Source organism: Nocardia sp. NPDC057663, from assembly GCF_042799895.1.
Classification (GTDB): domain Bacteria; phylum Actinomycetota; class Actinomycetes; order Mycobacteriales; family Mycobacteriaceae; genus Nocardia.
Genome location: NZ_JBHVHX010000003.1, coordinates 443,857 through 461,600, shown reverse-complemented (window position 1 = coordinate 461,600; position 17,744 = coordinate 443,857). Strand labels below are relative to the sequence as shown.

Annotated in this window: 16 protein-coding genes; 10 read left to right on the top strand and 6 right to left on the bottom strand. The window is 69.6% G+C overall.

What is annotated here, in order from left to right; translation table 11 throughout:
• Positions 1-12: 12 nt before the first annotated feature.
• Positions 13-324 (bottom strand): urease subunit beta, encoded by a 312-nt coding sequence (locus ACFVAV_RS10195; protein WP_379032930.1) that lies wholly within the window; start codon positions 322-324, stop codon positions 13-15.
• Positions 325-333: 9 nt separating this feature from the next.
• A complete protein-coding gene (locus ACFVAV_RS10190) occupies positions 334-636 on the bottom strand; it encodes an urease subunit gamma (RefSeq protein ID WP_379032927.1) in 303 nt (100 codons plus the stop codon).
• 173 nt (positions 637-809) lie between these two features.
• Between ACFVAV_RS10190 and ACFVAV_RS10185 the strand changes: the two genes are divergently transcribed.
• On the top strand, positions 810-1,382 hold the full coding sequence (locus ACFVAV_RS10185; protein ID WP_379032924.1) for an exonuclease domain-containing protein: 573 nt from the start codon (positions 810-812) through the stop codon (positions 1,380-1,382).
• Between the two features lies 1 nt (position 1,383).
• Here the strand turns inward: ACFVAV_RS10185 and ACFVAV_RS10180 are convergent, their stop codons facing one another.
• Positions 1,384-1,767, bottom strand: coding sequence for a PaaI family thioesterase (locus ACFVAV_RS10180; RefSeq protein ID WP_379033593.1), 384 nt, complete (start codon positions 1,765-1,767; stop codon positions 1,384-1,386).
• A gap of 416 nt (positions 1,768-2,183) precedes the next feature.
• Here ACFVAV_RS10180 and ACFVAV_RS10175 point away from each other — a divergent pair, with 416 nt between their 5' ends.
• Positions 2,184-2,696, top strand: coding sequence for a L,D-transpeptidase (locus ACFVAV_RS10175; protein WP_379032921.1), 513 nt, complete (start codon positions 2,184-2,186; stop codon positions 2,694-2,696).
• A gap of 48 nt (positions 2,697-2,744) precedes the next feature.
• Here the strand turns inward: ACFVAV_RS10175 and ACFVAV_RS10170 are convergent, their stop codons facing one another.
• The gene (locus ACFVAV_RS10170) at positions 2,745-3,635 is read right to left on the bottom strand and encodes a MerR family transcriptional regulator (protein ID WP_379032918.1); all 891 of its coding nucleotides are present in this window, start codon (positions 3,633-3,635) and stop codon (positions 2,745-2,747) included.
• 44 nt (positions 3,636-3,679) lie between these two features.
• Between ACFVAV_RS10170 and ACFVAV_RS10165 the strand changes: the two genes are divergently transcribed.
• Positions 3,680-4,285, top strand: coding sequence for a maleylpyruvate isomerase family mycothiol-dependent enzyme (locus ACFVAV_RS10165; protein WP_379032916.1), 606 nt, complete (start codon positions 3,680-3,682; stop codon positions 4,283-4,285).
• 248 nt (positions 4,286-4,533) lie between these two features.
• On the opposite strand, the gene ACFVAV_RS10160 is transcribed toward ACFVAV_RS10165, so the two are convergent.
• The gene (locus ACFVAV_RS10160) at positions 4,534-6,108 is read right to left on the bottom strand and encodes an MFS transporter (protein WP_379032913.1); all 1,575 of its coding nucleotides are present in this window, start codon (positions 6,106-6,108) and stop codon (positions 4,534-4,536) included.
• Positions 6,109-6,237: 129 nt separating this feature from the next.
• On the opposite strand from ACFVAV_RS10160, the gene ACFVAV_RS10155 reads away from it, so the two are divergent.
• The 4 genes from ACFVAV_RS10155 (at position 6,238) to ACFVAV_RS10140 (ending at position 13,922) form a co-directional block, all read left to right on the top strand.
• Positions 6,238-9,492, top strand: coding sequence for a BTAD domain-containing putative transcriptional regulator (locus tag ACFVAV_RS10155; protein ID WP_379032910.1), 3,255 nt, complete (start codon positions 6,238-6,240; stop codon positions 9,490-9,492).
• 167 nt (positions 9,493-9,659) lie between these two features.
• On the top strand, positions 9,660-10,172 hold the full coding sequence (locus tag ACFVAV_RS10150) for a pyridoxamine 5'-phosphate oxidase family protein (protein WP_379032908.1): 513 nt from the start codon (positions 9,660-9,662) through the stop codon (positions 10,170-10,172).
• Positions 10,173-11,463: 1,291 nt separating this feature from the next.
• Positions 11,464-12,501 (top strand): alpha/beta hydrolase, encoded by a 1,038-nt coding sequence (locus tag ACFVAV_RS10145; protein WP_379032905.1) that lies wholly within the window; start codon positions 11,464-11,466, stop codon positions 12,499-12,501.
• Entirely contained in the window at positions 12,498-13,922 is a 1,425-nt protein-coding gene (locus tag ACFVAV_RS10140) for a wax ester/triacylglycerol synthase family O-acyltransferase (RefSeq protein ID WP_379032902.1), read from the top strand. The genes ACFVAV_RS10145 and ACFVAV_RS10140 overlap by 4 nt, the downstream gene beginning before the upstream one ends.
• Here the strand turns inward: ACFVAV_RS10140 and ACFVAV_RS10135 are convergent.
• Positions 13,919-14,626 carry a hypothetical protein gene (locus ACFVAV_RS10135; RefSeq protein ID WP_379032899.1) on the bottom strand — a complete coding sequence of 236 codons (708 nt, stop codon included), beginning with the start codon at positions 14,624-14,626 and terminating at the stop codon, positions 13,919-13,921. The genes ACFVAV_RS10140 and ACFVAV_RS10135 overlap by 4 nt on opposite strands.
• A 74-nt stretch (positions 14,627-14,700) precedes the next feature.
• Between ACFVAV_RS10135 and ACFVAV_RS10130 the strand changes: the two genes are divergently transcribed.
• From ACFVAV_RS10130 to ACFVAV_RS10120, 3 genes are read left to right on the top strand one after another with little or no spacing between them, the layout of a single operon-like run.
• Positions 14,701-15,783 (top strand): FecCD family ABC transporter permease, encoded by a 1,083-nt coding sequence (locus ACFVAV_RS10130; protein ID WP_379032896.1) that lies wholly within the window; start codon positions 14,701-14,703, stop codon positions 15,781-15,783.
• Positions 15,780-16,910 carry a FecCD family ABC transporter permease gene (locus ACFVAV_RS10125; RefSeq protein WP_379032893.1) on the top strand — a complete coding sequence of 377 codons (1,131 nt, stop codon included), beginning with the start codon at positions 15,780-15,782 and terminating at the stop codon, positions 16,908-16,910. The genes ACFVAV_RS10130 and ACFVAV_RS10125 overlap by 4 nt, the downstream gene beginning before the upstream one ends.
• Positions 16,907-17,731, top strand: a complete 825-nt coding sequence (locus ACFVAV_RS10120; RefSeq protein WP_379032890.1) for an ABC transporter ATP-binding protein — start codon at positions 16,907-16,909, stop codon at positions 17,729-17,731. Before ACFVAV_RS10125 ends, ACFVAV_RS10120 begins: the two co-directional genes overlap by 4 nt.
• The last annotated feature ends 13 nt before the right edge of the window (positions 17,732-17,744 follow it).

The following is a 17,744-nucleotide window of genomic DNA, read 5'->3' as shown; positions in this document are numbered from 1 at the left end:
GGGTTCGTGTGGTCACGCATCGAGGCGACCCGGCGGGTTGGCGCTGATCCCGTACACCTCGCGCGTACCGCCGAGCGGGACGAGCGAAACACGCTGCAGCAGACCGGGTTCGAACCGGACGGCGGTGCCCGCGGGGATGTCGAGCCGGTGGCCGTGCGCGGCCGCGCGGTCGAAGTCGAGGACGGCGTTGGCCTGCGGGAAATGCACGTGGCTGCCCACCTGCACCGGCCGGTCGCCGGTGTTGACGACCCCGAGTTCGAGGCGGACCGCGCCCGCGTTCAGTTCGATCGTGCCCTCGGCACAGAGGTATTCACCGGGAATCATGCTCGTCACCTATCCGATCGGGTGGTGCACCGTGACGAGCTTGGTCCCGTCGGGGAAGGTCGCCTCGACCTGCACGTCATGGATCATCTCCGGCACGCCCTCCATCACCTCGTCCCGGGTCAGCACCGACCGCCCCGACGACATCAGCTCGGCCACGGTCCGCCCGTCCCGCGCACCCTCGAGCACATGATCGGTGATCAGCGCGACCGCCTCGGGATGATTGAGCTTGAGCCCCCGAGCCTGCCTGCGGCGGGCCAGTTCGGCCGCGTAACTCAGCAGCAGCCGTTCCTGCTCGTGCGGCGACAGGCGCATCGGGTCTCCTCGGCGGTGGACTAGTCGGATGACCAGACATTCTGGCACGCGCCGCGCGAACCCGCTGTGCGGTCACACCGCCCGGTCGGTTCCGGCTGCTCTGCTGGAGGCATCGACGCCCGGCACGAAAAACCAGGGGAATCCGAGACTCTTCGAGCGGTAGCGTCACCGGCGTGAATACGCAGACGGGGCTGCTCAATGTGGTCGATGTGGAGGCGACGTGCTGGGCGGGAGCGGTGCCCGCCGGACAGAGCAGCGAGATCATCGAGATCGGGCTGACCGTGGTCGATCTCGCGACGCGGACGCGGGTGAGCAGGCACGGGATTCTCGTGCGGCCCGCTCGGTCGACGGTGAGCGAGTTCTGTACGGAGCTGACCAGCCTCACCCAGGAGCAGGTCGACGGTGGGGTGGAGTTCGCCGAGGCTTGCCTGCTGCTGGCGACCGAGTTCGCGGCGGGGTCGCGGCCGTGGGCGAGCTGGGGTGACTACGACCGCAAGCAGTTCCGCGCCCAGTGCGCGGCGACCGGCGTGCGGTATCCGTTCGGCAGGCTGCACACCAATGCCAAGCAGGTGTTCGCCGAGTCGTACGGATTGCGCAAGCGGCAAGGGATGGCCGGTGCGCTGCATATCGCGGGCCTGCCGCTGGAAGGCCGCCATCATCGCGGCGAGGACGACGCCTGGAATATCGGCGCGCTGGTCGTCGACGTCCTCGGCCGCGAGGGGTGGCGGATCACCACCGAAGACTGAGTCAGGCGGCGAGGTTCTGCAGGCGGACCTGGCCGCGGGCGACGGTGCGGCCCTCGGCGTCGGTGATCACCACGACCCATAGCTGCTGGCTGCGGCCGCGGTGGATGGGGGTGGCCTCGCCGGTGAGGATGCCGTCGCGAACCGCGCGCAGGAAGTCGGTGTTGTTGTTGACGCCGACGACGGAGCCGCGCTCGCCGAACCAGACGCCGGCGCCGACGCTGGCGAGAGTTTCGATGATGGTGCAGTAGACGCCGCCGTTCTGGATGCCCGCGGGCTGGTGCAGCTGCGGGCGCACCTCCCATTCGCCGCGCACCCGGTCGGGGCTCACCTCCGTGTAGCGCAATCCGATGAGATCGGTGAAGGTGCCTTCGCTGGCCTTGGTCATCAGCTCCGGGGTGATCTCGGCCAGTGACAGGGTGTTGTCGGTCATACGCTCCGGTCTACACCATCGGATTCCGCGCCCGGCACCCCGGGAGACGAAGCGGCGGACCCCGTCACTGGGACGGAGCCCGCCGCGGCAGGAATGAGGGGGTCGACCGCAGCCCTCGGGACCACCGGCTCATCCATACGCCGAGATGAGCATAGGTCAGGCTTACCTAAGTGGTCAAGCGCTACGTCGATCCTTCCCTCGCGGGCCGCGAAACGCCACGCCGGACGCGGCGTCGCGGGCTTGCTCAACACGATCGCAATACTTCATGATCACTGATACCTCCATGTTTCCGAGGCTTGTGTCGATGTTGAAAGCTCATGTTCTGGGCGCACGACGGCCAGGGGTGAGCGCGGCGAGAGAGGCAAGATTTCGTGAGTAGTAGTCGTATCCCCCGCTGGGCTGTGCAGGCGGCGATATGCGCGGCGGTGGCCGGCGCGGCTGTCGCGGCACCGGTACAGGCCGAACCACTGTGGCCCGGCGGACCCGATGTTCCCGGCGTTCCGGCCATCATTCCGGCGCCCCCGCCGGAACCGGTCGTCGCGCCGTGTAGCGAGAAGGCACGCGCCTGCCTGCAGTTGTCCACCAACAACGCCTGGCTGATGGACAAGGGCACGGTGACCTTCGGGCCGAGTCCGATGTCGCACGGCAGGCCGGGGTACGAAACCCCGCCCGGTGTCTTCAAGGTCGCGTTCAAGAAGCCGTTCCACTGGAGCACCCTGCACAACGCGCCCATGGAGTACGCGGTGTTCTTCAACGGCGACATCGCCTACCACATCGGCCCCACCGAGGAGCAGTCCCACGGCTGCATCCGGCTGACACCCGAAGGCGCCAAGGCGCACTACGAGTGGCTGGAGCCGGGCGACATCGTCGAAGTCGTGCCGTGAGTTCGCCGCGGTGAGCGAGGGGAGGCCGGATCGTCGGCCTCCCCTTTCTCATGAGGTCGAGGCGGCGAGCGCGTCGAACAGCCACAGGTGCGCGGCGCCGGAGGTCACCGTCTCGCCGGTGAGGGTCGCGGTGAGCTGCCAATACCGCCGGAGCCGGTCGGCGCCTTCGGCATCCGCCAGGAGGCGCCGCCGGAAGGCGGGGGTGTCGGCGAGACCGCGTGCGGTGGCGTGGGCATCGACGTAGCGGTCGAGTTCGGCGCCGGGTGCGGGCGCGCGGCCCGAGGCGACCAGCGGCGCTGCCGACAGGCAGGCATCGGCCACCTCGAACAGCAGACGGCGTTCGTCACGGACGCCGGGGGTGGCGCGGTGCCGGATGGTGTCGAACATGGCCGCGCTGAGCGCCGGATTCGTCACGGTGGCAACGAGTTCCGCGTAGGCGATGAGCTGTTCCGGATGCGCGTCGGCAGCGGGTTCGGGGACATTCATGTCGATGAAGTCGTCGATCACCGCGGTGGGCAGCGGGGTCAGCTGACGTCGCCAGAAGCGGCCGAGCGCGTCGCGGGCCGCCTGTGGATCTGTCACGGCGGCAAGCAGATTCAGGCTGCCGGGTGCGGCGTGTTCGACCGCGCGGAGCAGCGATCGGCGGCGGCTCAGCGCGTCCAGTTCGTGGTCGAGGGCGGCGCGTTCGGCCGCGATCACCTCCTCGATCGACCGCGCTCCGGCCAGCACGTCGCCGATCGCGGCCAACCCGATGCCGAACGAACGCAGGCGGCGCAGCAGCATCAGGCGTTCGGCGGCCGACGGGTCGAACACCCGATGACCGGCCGAGGTGCGCCAGACATCGAGAAGGCCCTCGTCGCAATAGAACCGGATCGTGCGGACCGCGACGCCCGTGCGCGTGGCGAGTTCGCCGATCGTCAGACGTGTGCTGTCGGTCACAGTCGCTGGCACCTCCACCTCGGTGGAGTTCCTACGGTACCCACATGACTGAACAGCACACCACCGCCGAGACGATCTGGCAGGCGGTGGCCGCGGAACGCGCGAGCCTCGTCGGCATGCTGCATGACCTGCCCGAATCGGCATGGGACACCGCATCGCTGTGCGACGGCTGGCGGGTACGGGATGTGGTCGCGCATCTCGTGCTGGCCACGCAGGTCACGATCGGTTCGCTCGTCGTGAATCTCATCCGGGCCAGGGGGAATCTCGATCGCCTCATCCACGACACCGCCGTCCGGCTGGCCGACCGGACGCCGACCGCCGATCTGCTGACCGACCTGCGCGCCACCGTCGATTCCCGGATCACGCCGATCGGGACGATGCCGATCGACCGGCTGATGGATCTGCTGGTGCACGGTCAGGACATCGCGATCCCGCTCGGCATCGACCGGGTCATGCCGACGTCGGCCGCGCAGTGGTCGCTGGAGCGGGTGTGGACGATGGGCACACCGTTCCACGCCCGCACGCGGTTCGCCGGATACGCACTCACCGCGACCGACACCGGGTGGACCGCAGGCACCGGCACCCCGCTTTCCGGCACTGCGGCGGAACTGCTGATGGTCGTGACCGGACGCATCGCACCGGACCGCTAGGTGGAGTCGGCCGCGTGGGCAGACGCCCACGCGACCGTGACGCTGTCGATGATCGGCATCGGGCGGCCGACCGCGCCGCGATCGCGTCCAGTGGCGGCCGACGGCAAGTCGGCCAGCGGAGACCTGAATCACTGTGCTGCACACTGTAGTTAGTGATCACAGGCAGGCAGATCGAACGCGATCCGCGGCGCCGAAAGATCGGTACCGCGGATCGCGTGGTCGCAGGTGTTGGCGCGGGACGGTCGTGATCAGACCGCGACGGTGGCGCGCTCGGCAACACCGTCACCCGAGATCTCCACTGCCGCTTCGGAATCCGGCACGGATGTCGCACCGGCCGGGATCCGGCGCAGGAGCGCGACTGCCAGCACCGCACCCACGGCCGACAGCACGGCGGCGGTCCAGGCCGCGGCATGGAGTCCGTTCGTGAAGGCCTCGCGCGCCGCGGCCACGACGGAGTCGGCGACCTCGGCGGGCAGCGACTCGGCCGAACTCAGTGCCCCGGGCAGGGTTTCCGCGGCCGCGCCCTCGGCATCCGGCATCCCGGCGCGATACACCGCCGCACCCACGCTGCCGAGCAGCGCGACACCCAGTGCCACACCCAGGTCGCTGGCGGTGCTGTTCACCGCCGACGCCGCGCCCGCCTTCTCCGCGGGGGCCGCGCCGATGACCAGGCCGGGGATCAGCGCCATGGCGGGCGCGATGCCCGGGTACAGGACGTAGAACCCGACGATGAGCAGCGGCAGGCCCGCGACGCTGTCGACCTGGGTGAGCACCAGGTAGCCGACGGTCGAGACCGCCAGCCCCGCGGCGATCAGGTAGGCGGGACGGACCCGGCGGGCGATGGCCGGGGTCACGGTAGAGACGATGACCAGGCCGATCGCGGCGGGCAGGATCCACAGCCCGGCCGCCAGCGGCGACTGGGCGGCGACCAGTTGCAGATACTGCGTGAACAGCAGGTACACCCCGCCGAGGGCGATGGCGGCGAGCATGTAGACGCCGAGCGAACCGCTGAAGGTCCGGTTCGCGAACAGCCGCACGTCGAGCAGCGGGTCGGCCAGGCGCAGCTGCCTGCGGACGAAGACCACCGCGAACAGCACCCCGGCCGGCAGGGTGAGCACCGACTCGGCGGCGAATCCGGTCTCGGCCAGCTTCTTCACGCCGTACACGAACGGCAGCAGGGCAGCCAGCGACAGCGCGACACTGACCGGATCGAGCCGACCGGCTTCCGGCGCACGGTATTCGGGCACGAGGACCGGCACCGCGAGCACGACGAGCAGCATCACCGGCACGCCGATCAGCATGGACGCGCCCCACCACAGCGAGGCCAGCATCAGCCCGCCGAGCAGCGGACCCAGCGCCACACCCGCCGACACCGACGCCGCCCACAGACCGATGGCGGTGGCACGCTGCCGATCGTCGCGGAACATCGTCGTGATCAGCGACAAGGTGGCAGGCATGACGGCGGACGCGCCCAGACCCATCAGCGCACGCGAGGCGATGAGCAGTTCCGGACCCGGCGCGAACGCGGCAACGACCGAGGCGGCGCCGAACAGGGCCGCACCGGCCAGCAGCAGCCTGCGGCGGCCGAGTCGATCACCGAGTGTGCCCATGGTGACGAGGAAACCCGCCATGACGAACCCGTAGATGTCGTTGATCCACAGCAGCTGGCCGCTGCTCGGCGACAGGTCGGCGGCGATATAGGGGGTGGCCAGGAACAGGACGGTCATGCTGAGGAACAGCAGCACCGTCGGCAGGAGCAGAACCGCCAGCCCCAGCCATTGGCGGGCTCCGGCCCGCTCGGGGATATCGGTGAACGCGGACATCAGGAGGTTTCCCTTCGAGGAGGATTCGAACGAGACCCACCGTGCCGACCGGTCCTTCGGGAACTCTTCGGATCGACTCAGGATCGCCTCGAGCGCACCGTGTCCCCGCCCCCGTTTAGGGTGGATGACATGCGTTTCGGGGTGCTTGGGCCGTTGGCGGTATGGACCGACGACGGGCAACCCGTCCGGGTTCCCGAGCTCAAGGTCCGGGTGCTGCTCGGTGCGCTGCTGGCCGAACCGGGCCGGATCGTGCCCGCCGACCGGCTCGTCGAGGACCTGTGGGGCGGGGCGGCGATGCCGGCCAATCCGGCGGGCTCCTTGCAGACCCGCGCCTCCCAGTTGCGGCGCGTCCTCGGTGACGCCGAAGCGGGCGGCCGCGATCTGCTGGTGTCGCGCTCCCCCGGCTATCTGCTCGACGTCACCGCCGGCGCGGTGGATTCGCAGGTGTTCCAGGAGTTGCTGCGGCAGGCGCGCGCCACCGAGGATGCCGCCACCCGCGCACCGCTGCTCACCGCAGCGCTGGCGCTGTGGCGTGGGCCCGCACTGGCAGACCTGGCCGATCACGACTTCGCGCGGATTCCGGTGGTGCGGCTCGAAGATCAACGTGTGACCGCCGTCGAGGAACTCGCGCAGGCCAGGATCGCGCTCGGCGAACACGATCAGGTCGCCGACGAACTCGGCGCGCTCACCGAACGGCATCCCCTGCGTGAACGGTTGCGCGCGGCGCACATGTTGGCGCTGTACCGCTCAGGTCGCCACGGGGAGGCTTTGGACTCCTATCGACGCCTGCGTGCGCATCTCGCCGAGGAGCTCGGCCTCGATCCGAGTCCCGAGCTGGCGGCGCTGCATCGCGCTGTGCTGGAACAGGATCCGGCACTCGGCGCCCCGGTACGTCCCGCGCCCGCGGCACCCGTGACACCGCGGCCCACCGTGCCGGTTCCACCGACGACACTGGTCGGACGCGAAGACGACCTCGCCGGGATCGATGCGCTGCTCCGCGCCGAACGGCTGGTGACGCTCACCGGGCCCGGCGGAGTCGGCAAGACCCGGCTGGCGCTGGCCGCCGCGGCCACCCATCCGGCGCGCGACGGTGTCCTGTTCGTCGAGCTCGCCGGGCTGTGCCTCGGCGCCGAGCACGACAGTGCGCTGACCGCGCTCACCGAGGTGGTGGCCGCGGCGTTCGAGGTCCGCGACGATTCGGCCGGGTCGATTCCGTTCCCGGTGCTCGACAACGGGACTCAGCCGGCCAGGCTCGCCGAGGCGGTGCGCGCCAAGCAGGTGCTGCTCGTGCTGGACAATGGTGAGCACGTCGCCGACGCGGCCGCCGCGCTGGTCTCGCGGCTGCTCGGGGCCGCACCCGAGCTGCGGGTGCTGGTGACCAGTCAGGTGCCGCTGGCCATCGCGGGCGAGCACCTCTGGCCGGTGGCACCGCTGGCGGTGCCCGCCGCCGATGCCTCCGCGGCCGAGGTGGAGAAGTCGCCTGCCGCACGGCTTTTCGCCGATCGCGCCCGCTCCGCCGCACCGGATTTCGCCGTCACCGACGACAATGCCGCTGCGGTCGCCGCCATCGTCGCCCACCTCGACGGTGTGCCGCTGGCGCTGGAACTGGCGGCGACCCGGGTCCGCGCGCTGGGTGTGCACACCCTGGCCGAGCGGATCGAGGACCGGTTCACGCTGCTCTCGGCCGGCTACCGGGACGCACCGGACCGGCAGCGCACGCTGCGTGCGGTGATCGACTGGAGCTGGGAACTGCTCGACGAGCCCGAACGCGCTGTGCTGCGGCGGCTTTCGGCGCACGCGGACGGCGGCACGCTGGAGTCGGCCGAGGTGGTGTGCGCGGGTGGGGATGTCGCCGGGTCGGATGTCGCGGAACTGCTCGCTCGCCTGGTCGACCGATCCCTGATCATCACGCCGGCCGCCGAGTCCCGGCCGCGCTACCGGCTGCTGAAGTCGGTCGCGGCGTACGGGGTCGACCGATTGCGCGACAGCGGCGAGGAATTCGACACCCGGCTGCGCCACCTCGCGTTCTCCCTCGACCTGGCCGAACGCGCCGACCAGCGGCTGCGCACCGCCGATCAGCGGCGGTGGCTCGCCCGGCTCGACGCAGAGTCGGCCGATCTGCGCCGGGCACTCGAAACCGCCCGTACCGCAGGCCGATCCGCCGACGCGCTGCGCCTGGTCAACGCGCTGGCCTGGTACTGGGTGATGCGGGGGCGGCTGGCCGAGGGCATCCGGTCGATCGGCATCGCACTGGCCGTGCCCGGCGAGACCGACCCGACCGCACGCCGGGTCGCCCTGCTGTGGCGCAGTGCCCTCGAGCTCGGCGCCGGCCACACCGTCGACACGGAAGGGGGCGAGAGCCACACTCTCGACACCACCGTCGCACAACGGCTCGCACCGGCGGAGTTGCGCGCCCGCTGGTATCTCGCGCACGTCCACACCGGGTTCGCCGCGCGGCAGGGCATGGACAACGCGGCAGACCTGCGCAACGCCTTCGCCGGCAACGCCGATGACTGGGGTGTCGCGGCAGCCTCGGTATCGCTGGCTCGCGACGCGTTCGCCCGCGGCGACCTGGCCGGGCTGTGCGAGCACGCCGGACGAAGCAGGGACCTGTTCGCGCGAGTGGGCGACCGCTGGGGACAGGGCATCGCGGGATTCCTGCTCGGTAGCCATGCCGAGGTCACCGGCGACCTCGACGTCGCGCGTGACTACCACCGGGCTGCCCTGAGCACCGCCGAGGAACTGGGACTGTGGACCGAAGTCGGTGAGCGGCTCACCTCGCTGGGCCGGATCGCGTTGCTGCGGGGCGAACTCGAACACAGCGCCGAACTGCACGAACGGGCCCGTCAGGTCGCGGTCGGCCAGGGGCATCTCGTCGGGGAGGAGTCCGCCGTACTCGGGCTCGGCCTCGTCGCCCGTCGCCGCGGCGACCTGCGCGCGGCCCGTGAACACCTCAGCGCGTGGCTGGACTGGCACCTGCGGGCCGGGTCGCATTTCGGCGCCGCGCTGATCCTCGCCGAACTGGGCTTCACCGCCGAGCTGGCAGGTGACGCCGGCGAAGCCGAAAAGCTGCAGCTGCGCGGGCTGGACTCCGCGCTGCGCACCGGCGATCCACGCGCCCACGCACTCGCACTCGAAGGCCTCGCCGGAGCACGTTCGCTCGCAGGGGATTCCGCGTACGCCGCACGGCTACTCGGCGCCGCCGACACACTGCGCCGGTCAGCAGGCGCGCCACTGCCCGACGCCGAACGCGGGGATGTCGTCCGCATCGAGGCGCGCATCATTGCTGACATCGGCGCAGGCCAGTTCGCCGCCGACTTCGCCGAAGGGCGCCGAGCCGACCCCCACACGCTGCACGCCACCGAGGCTTCGACTCGACCCTGAATCCGGCGGCGACCGCGGGCCCATATCCGGCGCAGGCGCCGAGCCGACCGGCGGCCTCGAGTCGACCCTGAGCCGATCCGAAGTCCAGCCGGTCACGGTGGATCCATGAACCACACCGTGACCGACAGTCCCGACCGCTCGGTGACCACACGCCTCGAGGAGCAGCAGTGAGCAACCGTACCCGCGCCCAGGTCCACACCTTCGCCGATCTCAGGCCCGACTTCGACGCGATCGTCGGCTCGATCAACTACGCCACCATGACCACCGTCGACGCCGAGGGGCGGCCGAGGTCGCGCGTGCTGATTCCGGTGTGGGAGACCGGCACCGAGCACCCGATCGGCTGGCTCGGGACCTACCGCACACCGGTGAAAGCCGCCCATATCGCGGGAAATCCGCATGTGACGTTCTCCTATTGGAGTCCGGCGCAGAACACCGTCGCGGTCGACACCGTGGCCGAGTGGACCGACGATCCGGACGAGCGCGCGCACGTGTGGAACCTGTACCGGCACGGCAGCCCGCCCGGCGCGGGCTACGACCCCGGCCAGTTCTGGCAGGGCCCGGATGATCCCGCCTTCCAGGTCCTGCGCCTGTCTCCGTGGCGGATCCAGGTGCTGCGGCGCCGTGATCTGGTCAGTGGGATTCCGGCGCGCATCTGGCGTGGCTCACTCCAGGGGGATTGACAGTACCGACGGCGAACGTGGTTGTTCGCCGTCGAACCTGACAGGACTGGACGTCTGTACAGGTCACGGCGCGATCCGCTGTGACAGCCACCAACACCGGCGGGTACTTCCACCGGGAAGGATGTGGTGCCGAATTCCGCAAATCGGGCGATTTCCTTGCCGACGGAAATGAGTAGAGCTACGTTACCCACATCCCGGCCGTGGGTTCCCCTCTTTTCCGGCGGGATGCTTACCAATCATGCAAGGAGATTCACCATGGGTTCATTGACCGAGTTGATGATGGCCGCCATTGCGGGAATAGGTTCCGCGGCCGAGGGCGATGGCCTACTCGCCGTATTCCTGGGCTCGGTCGAGGCCTTCTTCCCGTAAACAGCACTATATTTTTCGCTTCACCAAAGGAGAAAGAACATGGGATCTCTCTACGAATTGCTGGAGACCGGCGCGGGCAGCCTCAGCGAGGCCGTCCTGCCGTTCGTGCAGGCACTGATCACCGTCAGCGGCGGCACACCCACGCCGGGTAAGTAGTACGCGACGGGGCATCCGGGGGCGGGCCGTTACGGTCCGTCCCCGGACCCATTTCCACTAGTTCGCCGAGCCGTCAATGCGCCACATTGATAGCCATACAACATGACATCAGGGCATAGCCGGAGCCGAAAAAAGAGAACTACCGCTTCGGCGTCATCCCCCAAAACTGGGGTCTGTTGAACTGGTCAGCAATGAGCAGGCTCACCGCCACAGGCCGCCATACCGTCCCAGAAGATCCAGGTATCCACAGGTCACATGCAGTGCAGTTGCGCATCGCGGCAATCGGCGAGCAGCTTCCATCAGGAAAGAAAATAATGAACGAATCGCAGTGTGTGAAACACCCGGTTGCCACATAATGTAAGTGGCGCTACGTTACCGGCATCACATCAGCGACCACGCAAGGAGATCGACCATGGGTTCACTGACCGAGATTGTGCAGGCCGCGATCGCGGGCCTCGGTTCTGCGGCCGAGGGCGACGGCCTCCTCGCCGTCTTCCTCGGCTCGGTGGAAGCGTTCTTCCCCTGAATCGCACACCTTCCATAGCACCCGATTCGTCGGGCTGATTAACCAGCATATCCAGGAGTAAAAAGGGGTTCTCTCTACGAATTGATGCAGACCGGTGCCGGTAGCCTCAACGATGAGTGAGCGGCGGCACTCCCACGCCGGGTAAATAATTCGTCGTCGACGAATAGGGGGCGGGTCATTTCACAGCCCGCCCCGATGCCGATATCGCCTCCCAGGGAAAGTCAGCGGGCTTTTATCACGATGAACAATCACCTCCTCCGCGCAATCATGGTGGCCGTCTGCGCCGCGGCAGTGGCCACGACGCCCGTCTTCGTCGACGGTGCGCACGCGGGAGCCGAACCCGGTGCGCGTCTGGTGAGCCAGACCCGGTCGGGGCAGGTCGCCGACATCAGCGTCTACTCGCCGTCGATGGAACGCACGATCGCGCTGCGGGTGCTACGCCCGGCCGACACGACCGTTCCCGCGCCGACGCTGTACCTGCTGAACGGCGCAGGCGGCGGCGAGGATTCGGCGAACTGGCCCCGACAGACCGACGCGGCCGGATTCTTCGCGGGCAAGCACGTCAACGTCGTCATCCCGATGGAGGGCGCGTTCAGCTACTACACCGACTGGCAGCGCCCCGACGACGGCCTGGCGAAGAACCTCGAGAACAACGGCCACAACATGTGGACGACATTCCTCACCCGGGAACTCCCGCCGGTGATCGACGCGGCGTTCGCCACGACCGGGGTCAACGCGCTGGCCGGCATCTCGATGGCGGGCACCTCGGTGCTCGATCTGGCCATCCAGGCACCGGAGCTGTACCGCAGCGTCGCCTCCTACAGCGGCTGCGCGATGACCAGCGACCCGATCGGGCGGGCGTTCGTCTCGCTCGTCGTGCGGATGGGCGGCGGTGATACCGAGAACATGTGGGGTCCGGCCACCGACGCGGCCTGGCGCGAGCACGACCCGTATGTGCAGGCACACCGGCTGCCCGACATCCCCATCTACATCTCCAGCGGCACCGGATTGCCCGGCGCGCACGACACTCTCACCAATCCGCGGGTGCACATCAACGGCAAGAACCCGAATTCGATCCTGATGAATCAGATGCTCGTCGGTGGCGGCATCGAAGCCGCGGCCGCGTACTGCACGGTGAGCATGGGACAGCGCGCACGCGAGCTGGGCCGCACGAATATCACCGTCAACGTCCGCCCGACCGGCACCCACTCCTGGGGTTACTGGGAAGACGACCTGCACGCTTCGTGGCCGATGATGGCGACGGCGCTCGGCCTGTGAGCGCCGAACTCCGGGTGGGCACCGGACAGCTGAGCCCGCGCGACGCGGTCTTCGTCTACGACGAGACCGACCGGCACCTGTCGAACATCGTCGCGGTGTATTTCGCCGACGCGTCGGGACACCCGCCGCTCACCGTCGAACAGGTGCTGGACTGGGTGCGAGCGGGCATCGGGCACGCGGCGCTGTTCCACCGGCGGCTGCGGCGCGTGCCGATGGACCTCGACCTGCCGTACTGGGTGCCCGATCCGGCACTGTCGGTGCGGGAGCACGTGGTGCTGGATCGCCCCGGGACATGGGACGACGCCCGCACGCGCATCGCCGAGATCACCTCCACCCGGATGGATCTGAACCGGCCGCCGTGGGAGATCCACGTCCTGGATCGCGTCGACGGTGTCCCCGCGATGGGCGGCGAAACCACGATCGTGGTGCTGAAGTTCCACCACAGCGCCGGCGACGGTGTCGCGACCCGCGCGCTGGAGCAACGGTTGTTCGGCGACGTACCCGCGCCGGCCGTCCGGCTCGGCGAGCCTCGACCACTGTCGGCGGCGGTGCGCACCGCCGCCGCGCTCGTCTCCCAGCCCGCCCGCTTCGTCACCGGACTGCGGCGGTCCCGCGCGGCGCACGAGGAGTTGCGCGCACTGGTCGACGCCGGTGCGGTACACGAACCCGTCGCGCTGCGACCGGCGACCCGATTCAATCGGGACATCCACGCGGAGCTGACCTTTCACCTGCTGCCGATTCCACTGCCGGAAGTCCGCGCGGCCAAAGCCGCCGCACCACAGCGGGTCACGATCAACGACCTGATGCTGACCACCATCTCCGGCGCGCTGGCCGCCTACCTCGCCGAGCACGACGAGGTGCCCGCGGGCTCACTCGCCGCGATGGTGCCGAGATCGATGCGCGGTGTCGCCGAATGGGATTCGGCGAACCAGCTCACCCAGATGATCGTCGACCTGCACACCGACATCGCCGATCCGATCGACCGGCTGGCCGCCGTCGAACAGTCGGCGAGCCGAGCCAAACAGCGCACCACCGACCCGGTGGTCCTGCGCAGCGACCGCAGAGTGGAGACCGCGCCCGCACTCCTGCTGCGCGCGGCGGGATGGGCACGGGCGCAACGACGTTTCGACGACTCGGCGACGGTGCCGTTGTGCAACACCACGATCAGCAACGTGGCGCCGGTCACCGACGCACTCACCTTCTGCGGCAGGCCGATCCGGCGCGCGGTCGGCTCCCTGCCGATCCTCGACGGCGACGGCCTGCGCCACCTGATCACCTCGCAGGGTGACGAGATCGTCATCGCGGTCACGACGAATGCCGCGATGATGCCGGACCCCGAGCACTACGGCGAGCTGCTGCTGCGCTCGTTCCGCGAACTCGCCACCGCGCTACTCTCCCAGGATGTTCCGGCTGGGCACTAACGCTGCAGGCAACTGGTGCGCCGCACCGGGAGGCCGCGGTCCTCGAGCGCACCGAGCAGGAGCTGGCCGCGGCGGCCGCCCGCGGTGCTGTCGGCGCGGGCCAGATCGGGCACGTAGGTGGCGGCGCCGACGACGGATTCCCCTACCAGGGACCAGAATCGACGCGCGGGCAGGCCGGAGCAACGGGTGAGGACCGACTGCAGCGGGATCAGCGAGGACGCGCAGCGCTGGGCCAGCCAGACCGCCATCGCGGCCTCGCACGGCAGCGCGACCGCGTCGCGCTCGTCCACCCCGGGGTCACCGTCGACAACACGAATCGTGGTGTCGGACAAGCCCGCCCAGTCGATGCCACCATCGTTGTCATGATGGATCCACAGGTTGTCCCGGCCCGGATCCCAGGCCTGGGCCGACATCACGAACAGCGCCGTGACCCGGCCGACCACGGCGTGGATGAGGGCGGTCGCCACCACCTCGGCGGCGATGTCGTCGTTGATCATCTCGGCGGCGTGGCGTCGGTACATCAGCTCGACACGACCCTCGGACAGTCCGTTCGGCACATGCCACCATCGCCGTTTGCCCTGACCGGCCATCGCCGCCACGGCATAGACCCGCGGATGTTCGGGTTGCAGCGATTGCAACCGGGCGCACGCGCGGTCGAACGCGGCGGTGGTGCGGGACGGGGCGGTGGTGACGGGCTCGGGCATCGAACCTCCTCGAACGTTGGTTCCCGTGACGATGATGTCTCGGAACATAGGTTAGGCTTACCAGACTTCACAAGTTGTGTCTGGTTTCGAGGCAGGAGAAGTTCGTCGCCGTGATCCACCCTGGCACCGTCAGACGTCGTCGTCTGACCGGGCTTCTGCTGCTCGTCTTGCTGCTCACCGTCGCGGTGGTGGCGAGCATTGCCATCGGCACCCGCTCGCTCGCACCGTCCACGGTGTTCGACGCCGTCACACACGCTCTCGGCTGCGACGGCGGCCCGTTCCGATGCCCGGCCCGCTCCACCGCCGAGGAAATCGTGCGTGAGCTGCGTCTGCCGCGCACCGCGTTGGCCCTGATCGCCGGGATGGCGCTGGGCATCGCGGGCGCGCTCATCCAGGGGTATACCCGGAATCCGCTCGCTGATGCCGGTTTGCTGGGACTCAATGCCGGAGCGGGGTTCCTGGCCGCGCTCAGCATCTTCCTGTTCGGCTTCACCGCGCCGAGCCAGTACATCTGGTTCGCCTTCGCCGGCTCGGCGATCGCGGGCGTGATCGTGTTCGGGGTGTCCTCGATCGGCGGCGGCAAGGCCAGCCCGTTGAGCCTGGTCCTGGCCGGTGCCGCGGTCACCGCGTTCCTGCAGGCGATGACCAACGCGGTCGTCGTGCTGGACAACGCCGCCCTGGACACCTATCGGTTCTGGGTGGTCGGCACCGTGAACGGGCGCGAGGCCGGGGTCTTCTGGCAGGTGCTGCCGTTCCTCGTCGTCGGCATGGCGATGGCGGTCGCGGCGGCGCCCGGGCTGAATCTGCTGAGCCTCGGCGACGATGTGGCGCGCGGGCTCGGTGTCGATGTCGGCCGGGCGCGGGCCTTCGGGTTGTTCGCGGTGGTGCTGCTCAGCGGCGCGGCGACGGCGGCGGTCGGGCCGATCGCGTTCCTCGGGCTGGTGGTGCCGCATATCGCGCGCACCGTCACCGGACCGGACAACCGCTGGCTGATCCCCTACTCGGGACTGCTCGGCGGCCTGTTGCTGGTCGTGGCCGATATCGCCGGACGGGTGGTCGCCCGGCCGGGCGAACTCCAGGTCGGGGTGATGCTGGCGGCGATCGGCGCGCCGTTCTTCATCGCGCTGGTGCGCCGTAAGAAGCTGGTGACGCTGTGAGCACGATCGAGACCGACAAGCAGGACGAGCAGGACGAGCAGGCGGGCGCCGAGCTGCGGAAAGTGCGTCCCGCGCTGCGCGTCGGGCCGGTGTCGCTGGTGCTGCGCCCGGTGATGCTCGGCGTCGTCCTCGCGCTCGCGGTCCTGGTCTTCGGGCTGTTCTGCCTGGACATCGCCGTCGGCGACACCACCATCCCGCTGGGCCGGGTACTCGACGTGCTCGGTGGCGGCGGCACCAGGTCGCAGCGGTTCATCATCATCGAATCGCGGCTGCCACGGGCACTCACCGCCGTGGTGGTCGGCGCGGCGCTCGGGCTGTCCGGCGCGCTGATGCAGTCGATTCTGCACAACCCACTGGCCGGGCCGGATGTGCTCGGCATCACCACCGGCGCCAGTGTCGGCGCGGTCGCGGTGCTGGTCGGCAGCGGCGGCGCGACCACGGGCCTGATCGCCACGATCGGCGCGCCGCTGGCCGCGCTCACGGGCGGGCTGCTCACCGCTGTCGTCATCTATCTGCTCGCCTGGGGACGCGGCCGGGCCGGGGAACGCGGGGTCACCGGGTTCCGGCTGGTGCTCATCGGCATCGGCGTCAACGCGGTGCTGATGTCGGTGATCAGCTGGCTGCTCACCCGGGCCAGCCTGACCGACGCCGCCAGGGCGCAGATCTGGCTCAACGGATCGCTCAATGCCGCCGACATGGCCAGGGTCGTGCCCGCCGCGATCGCGCTGGCCGTGGTGACGGTGGTGTCGCTGGTGTCGGCGCGGACGCTGGCCGCGCTGCGCCTGGGCGAGGAGTCGACGCGGGTGCTCGGCGTGCGTATCCAGGCGCAGCAGGCGCTGCTCATCGGGGCCTCGGTGGTGGCGGCGTCGGTGGCGACCGCGGCCGTCGGGCCGGTCGGTTTCGTCGCGCTCGCGGCGCCGCAGATCGCCAGGATGGCCCTGCGCACGCCCGGTGAACCGCTCATCGCCTCCGCGCTCACCGGCGCCGGGCTGGTCGCCGGAGCCGATATCATCTCGCGCACACTGCTTCCCGTCGACCTGCCCGTCGGCATCGTGACCGCCGCGCTCGGCGGACCGTTCCTGCTCTACCTGCTCGTCCGCATGAATCGGAAGGCCACGCTCTCATGACCAGCCCCGCCCATCGCCTCGCCGCCGACAGCGTCTCCCTCGGCTACGGCGAACGGGTGATCGTCGACGAGCTGAGCCTCGATATCGCCCCCGGCGTGGTCACCACCGTCATCGGGCCCAACGGCTGCGGCAAGTCGACGCTGCTCAAATCGCTGGGCAGGCTGCTGCGCCCGCGCGACGGGCAGGTGGTGCTCGACGGCAAGGCGATCTCGTCGATGAAGACCAAAGACGTCGCCCGGGTGATCGGCATGCTGCCGCAGACCCCGGTCGCGCCCGAGGGCCTCACCGTCGCCGACCTCGTCGCCCGCGGACGGCACCCGCACCAGTCCTGGCTGCGGCAGTGGTCGGCCGACGACGAGACCGAGGTCGCGGCCGCCTTGGCCCAGACCGGCATCGCCGACCTGGCCGAGCGCGCCCTCGACGAACTCTCCGGCGGCCAGCGCCAGCGCGCCTGGATCTCCATGGCCCTGGCCCAGGGCACCGACATCCTGCTGCTCGACGAGCCGACCACCTACCTCGACCTCGCGCACTCGCTCGAGGTCCTCGACCTCGTCGACCGGCTGCACGCCGAATTCGGGCGCACCGTGGTGATGGTCCTGCACGATCTCAACCTCGCCATCCGCTACAGCGACGAGCTCGTCGTGATGTGCGCGGGCCGGATCGTGGCACAGGGCAAGCCGGCCGAGATCGTCACCGCCGAGCTGCTCGCCGAGGTGTTCGGCCTCGAGGCCACCGTGCTCACCGATCCGGTCTCGGGGCGGCCGATGATCGTCCCGATCGGCACCAGACACGTGCACGGCGCCGCCGGGTATGACGAATAACACACCAGCAAAC

Bases quoted from the DNA above. Each gene is read 5' to 3' on its own strand.
- ACFVAV_RS10160 (WP_379032913.1), bottom strand. From the start codon at position 6,108: ATGTCCGCGTTCACCGATATCCCCGAGCGGGCCGGAGCCCGCCAATGG.
- ACFVAV_RS10145 (WP_379032905.1), top strand. From the start codon at position 11,464: ATGAACAATCACCTCCTCCGCGCAATCATGGTGGCCGTCTGCGCCGCG.
- ACFVAV_RS10135 (WP_379032899.1), bottom strand. From the start codon at position 14,626: ATGCCCGAGCCCGTCACCACCGCCCCGTCCCGCACCACCGCCGCGTTC.
- ACFVAV_RS10165 (WP_379032916.1), top strand. From the start codon at position 3,680: ATGACTGAACAGCACACCACCGCCGAGACGATCTGGCAGGCGGTGGCC.
- ACFVAV_RS10120 (WP_379032890.1), top strand. From the start codon at position 16,907: ATGACCAGCCCCGCCCATCGCCTCGCCGCCGACAGCGTCTCCCTCGGC.
- ACFVAV_RS10190 (WP_379032927.1), bottom strand. From the start codon at position 636: ATGCGCCTGTCGCCGCACGAGCAGGAACGGCTGCTGCTGAGTTACGCG.
- ACFVAV_RS10155 (WP_379032910.1), top strand. From the start codon at position 6,238: ATGCGTTTCGGGGTGCTTGGGCCGTTGGCGGTATGGACCGACGACGGG.
- ACFVAV_RS10195 (WP_379032930.1), bottom strand. From the start codon at position 324: ATGATTCCCGGTGAATACCTCTGTGCCGAGGGCACGATCGAACTGAAC.
- ACFVAV_RS10180 (WP_379033593.1), bottom strand. From the start codon at position 1,767: ATGACCAAGGCCAGCGAAGGCACCTTCACCGATCTCATCGGATTGCGC.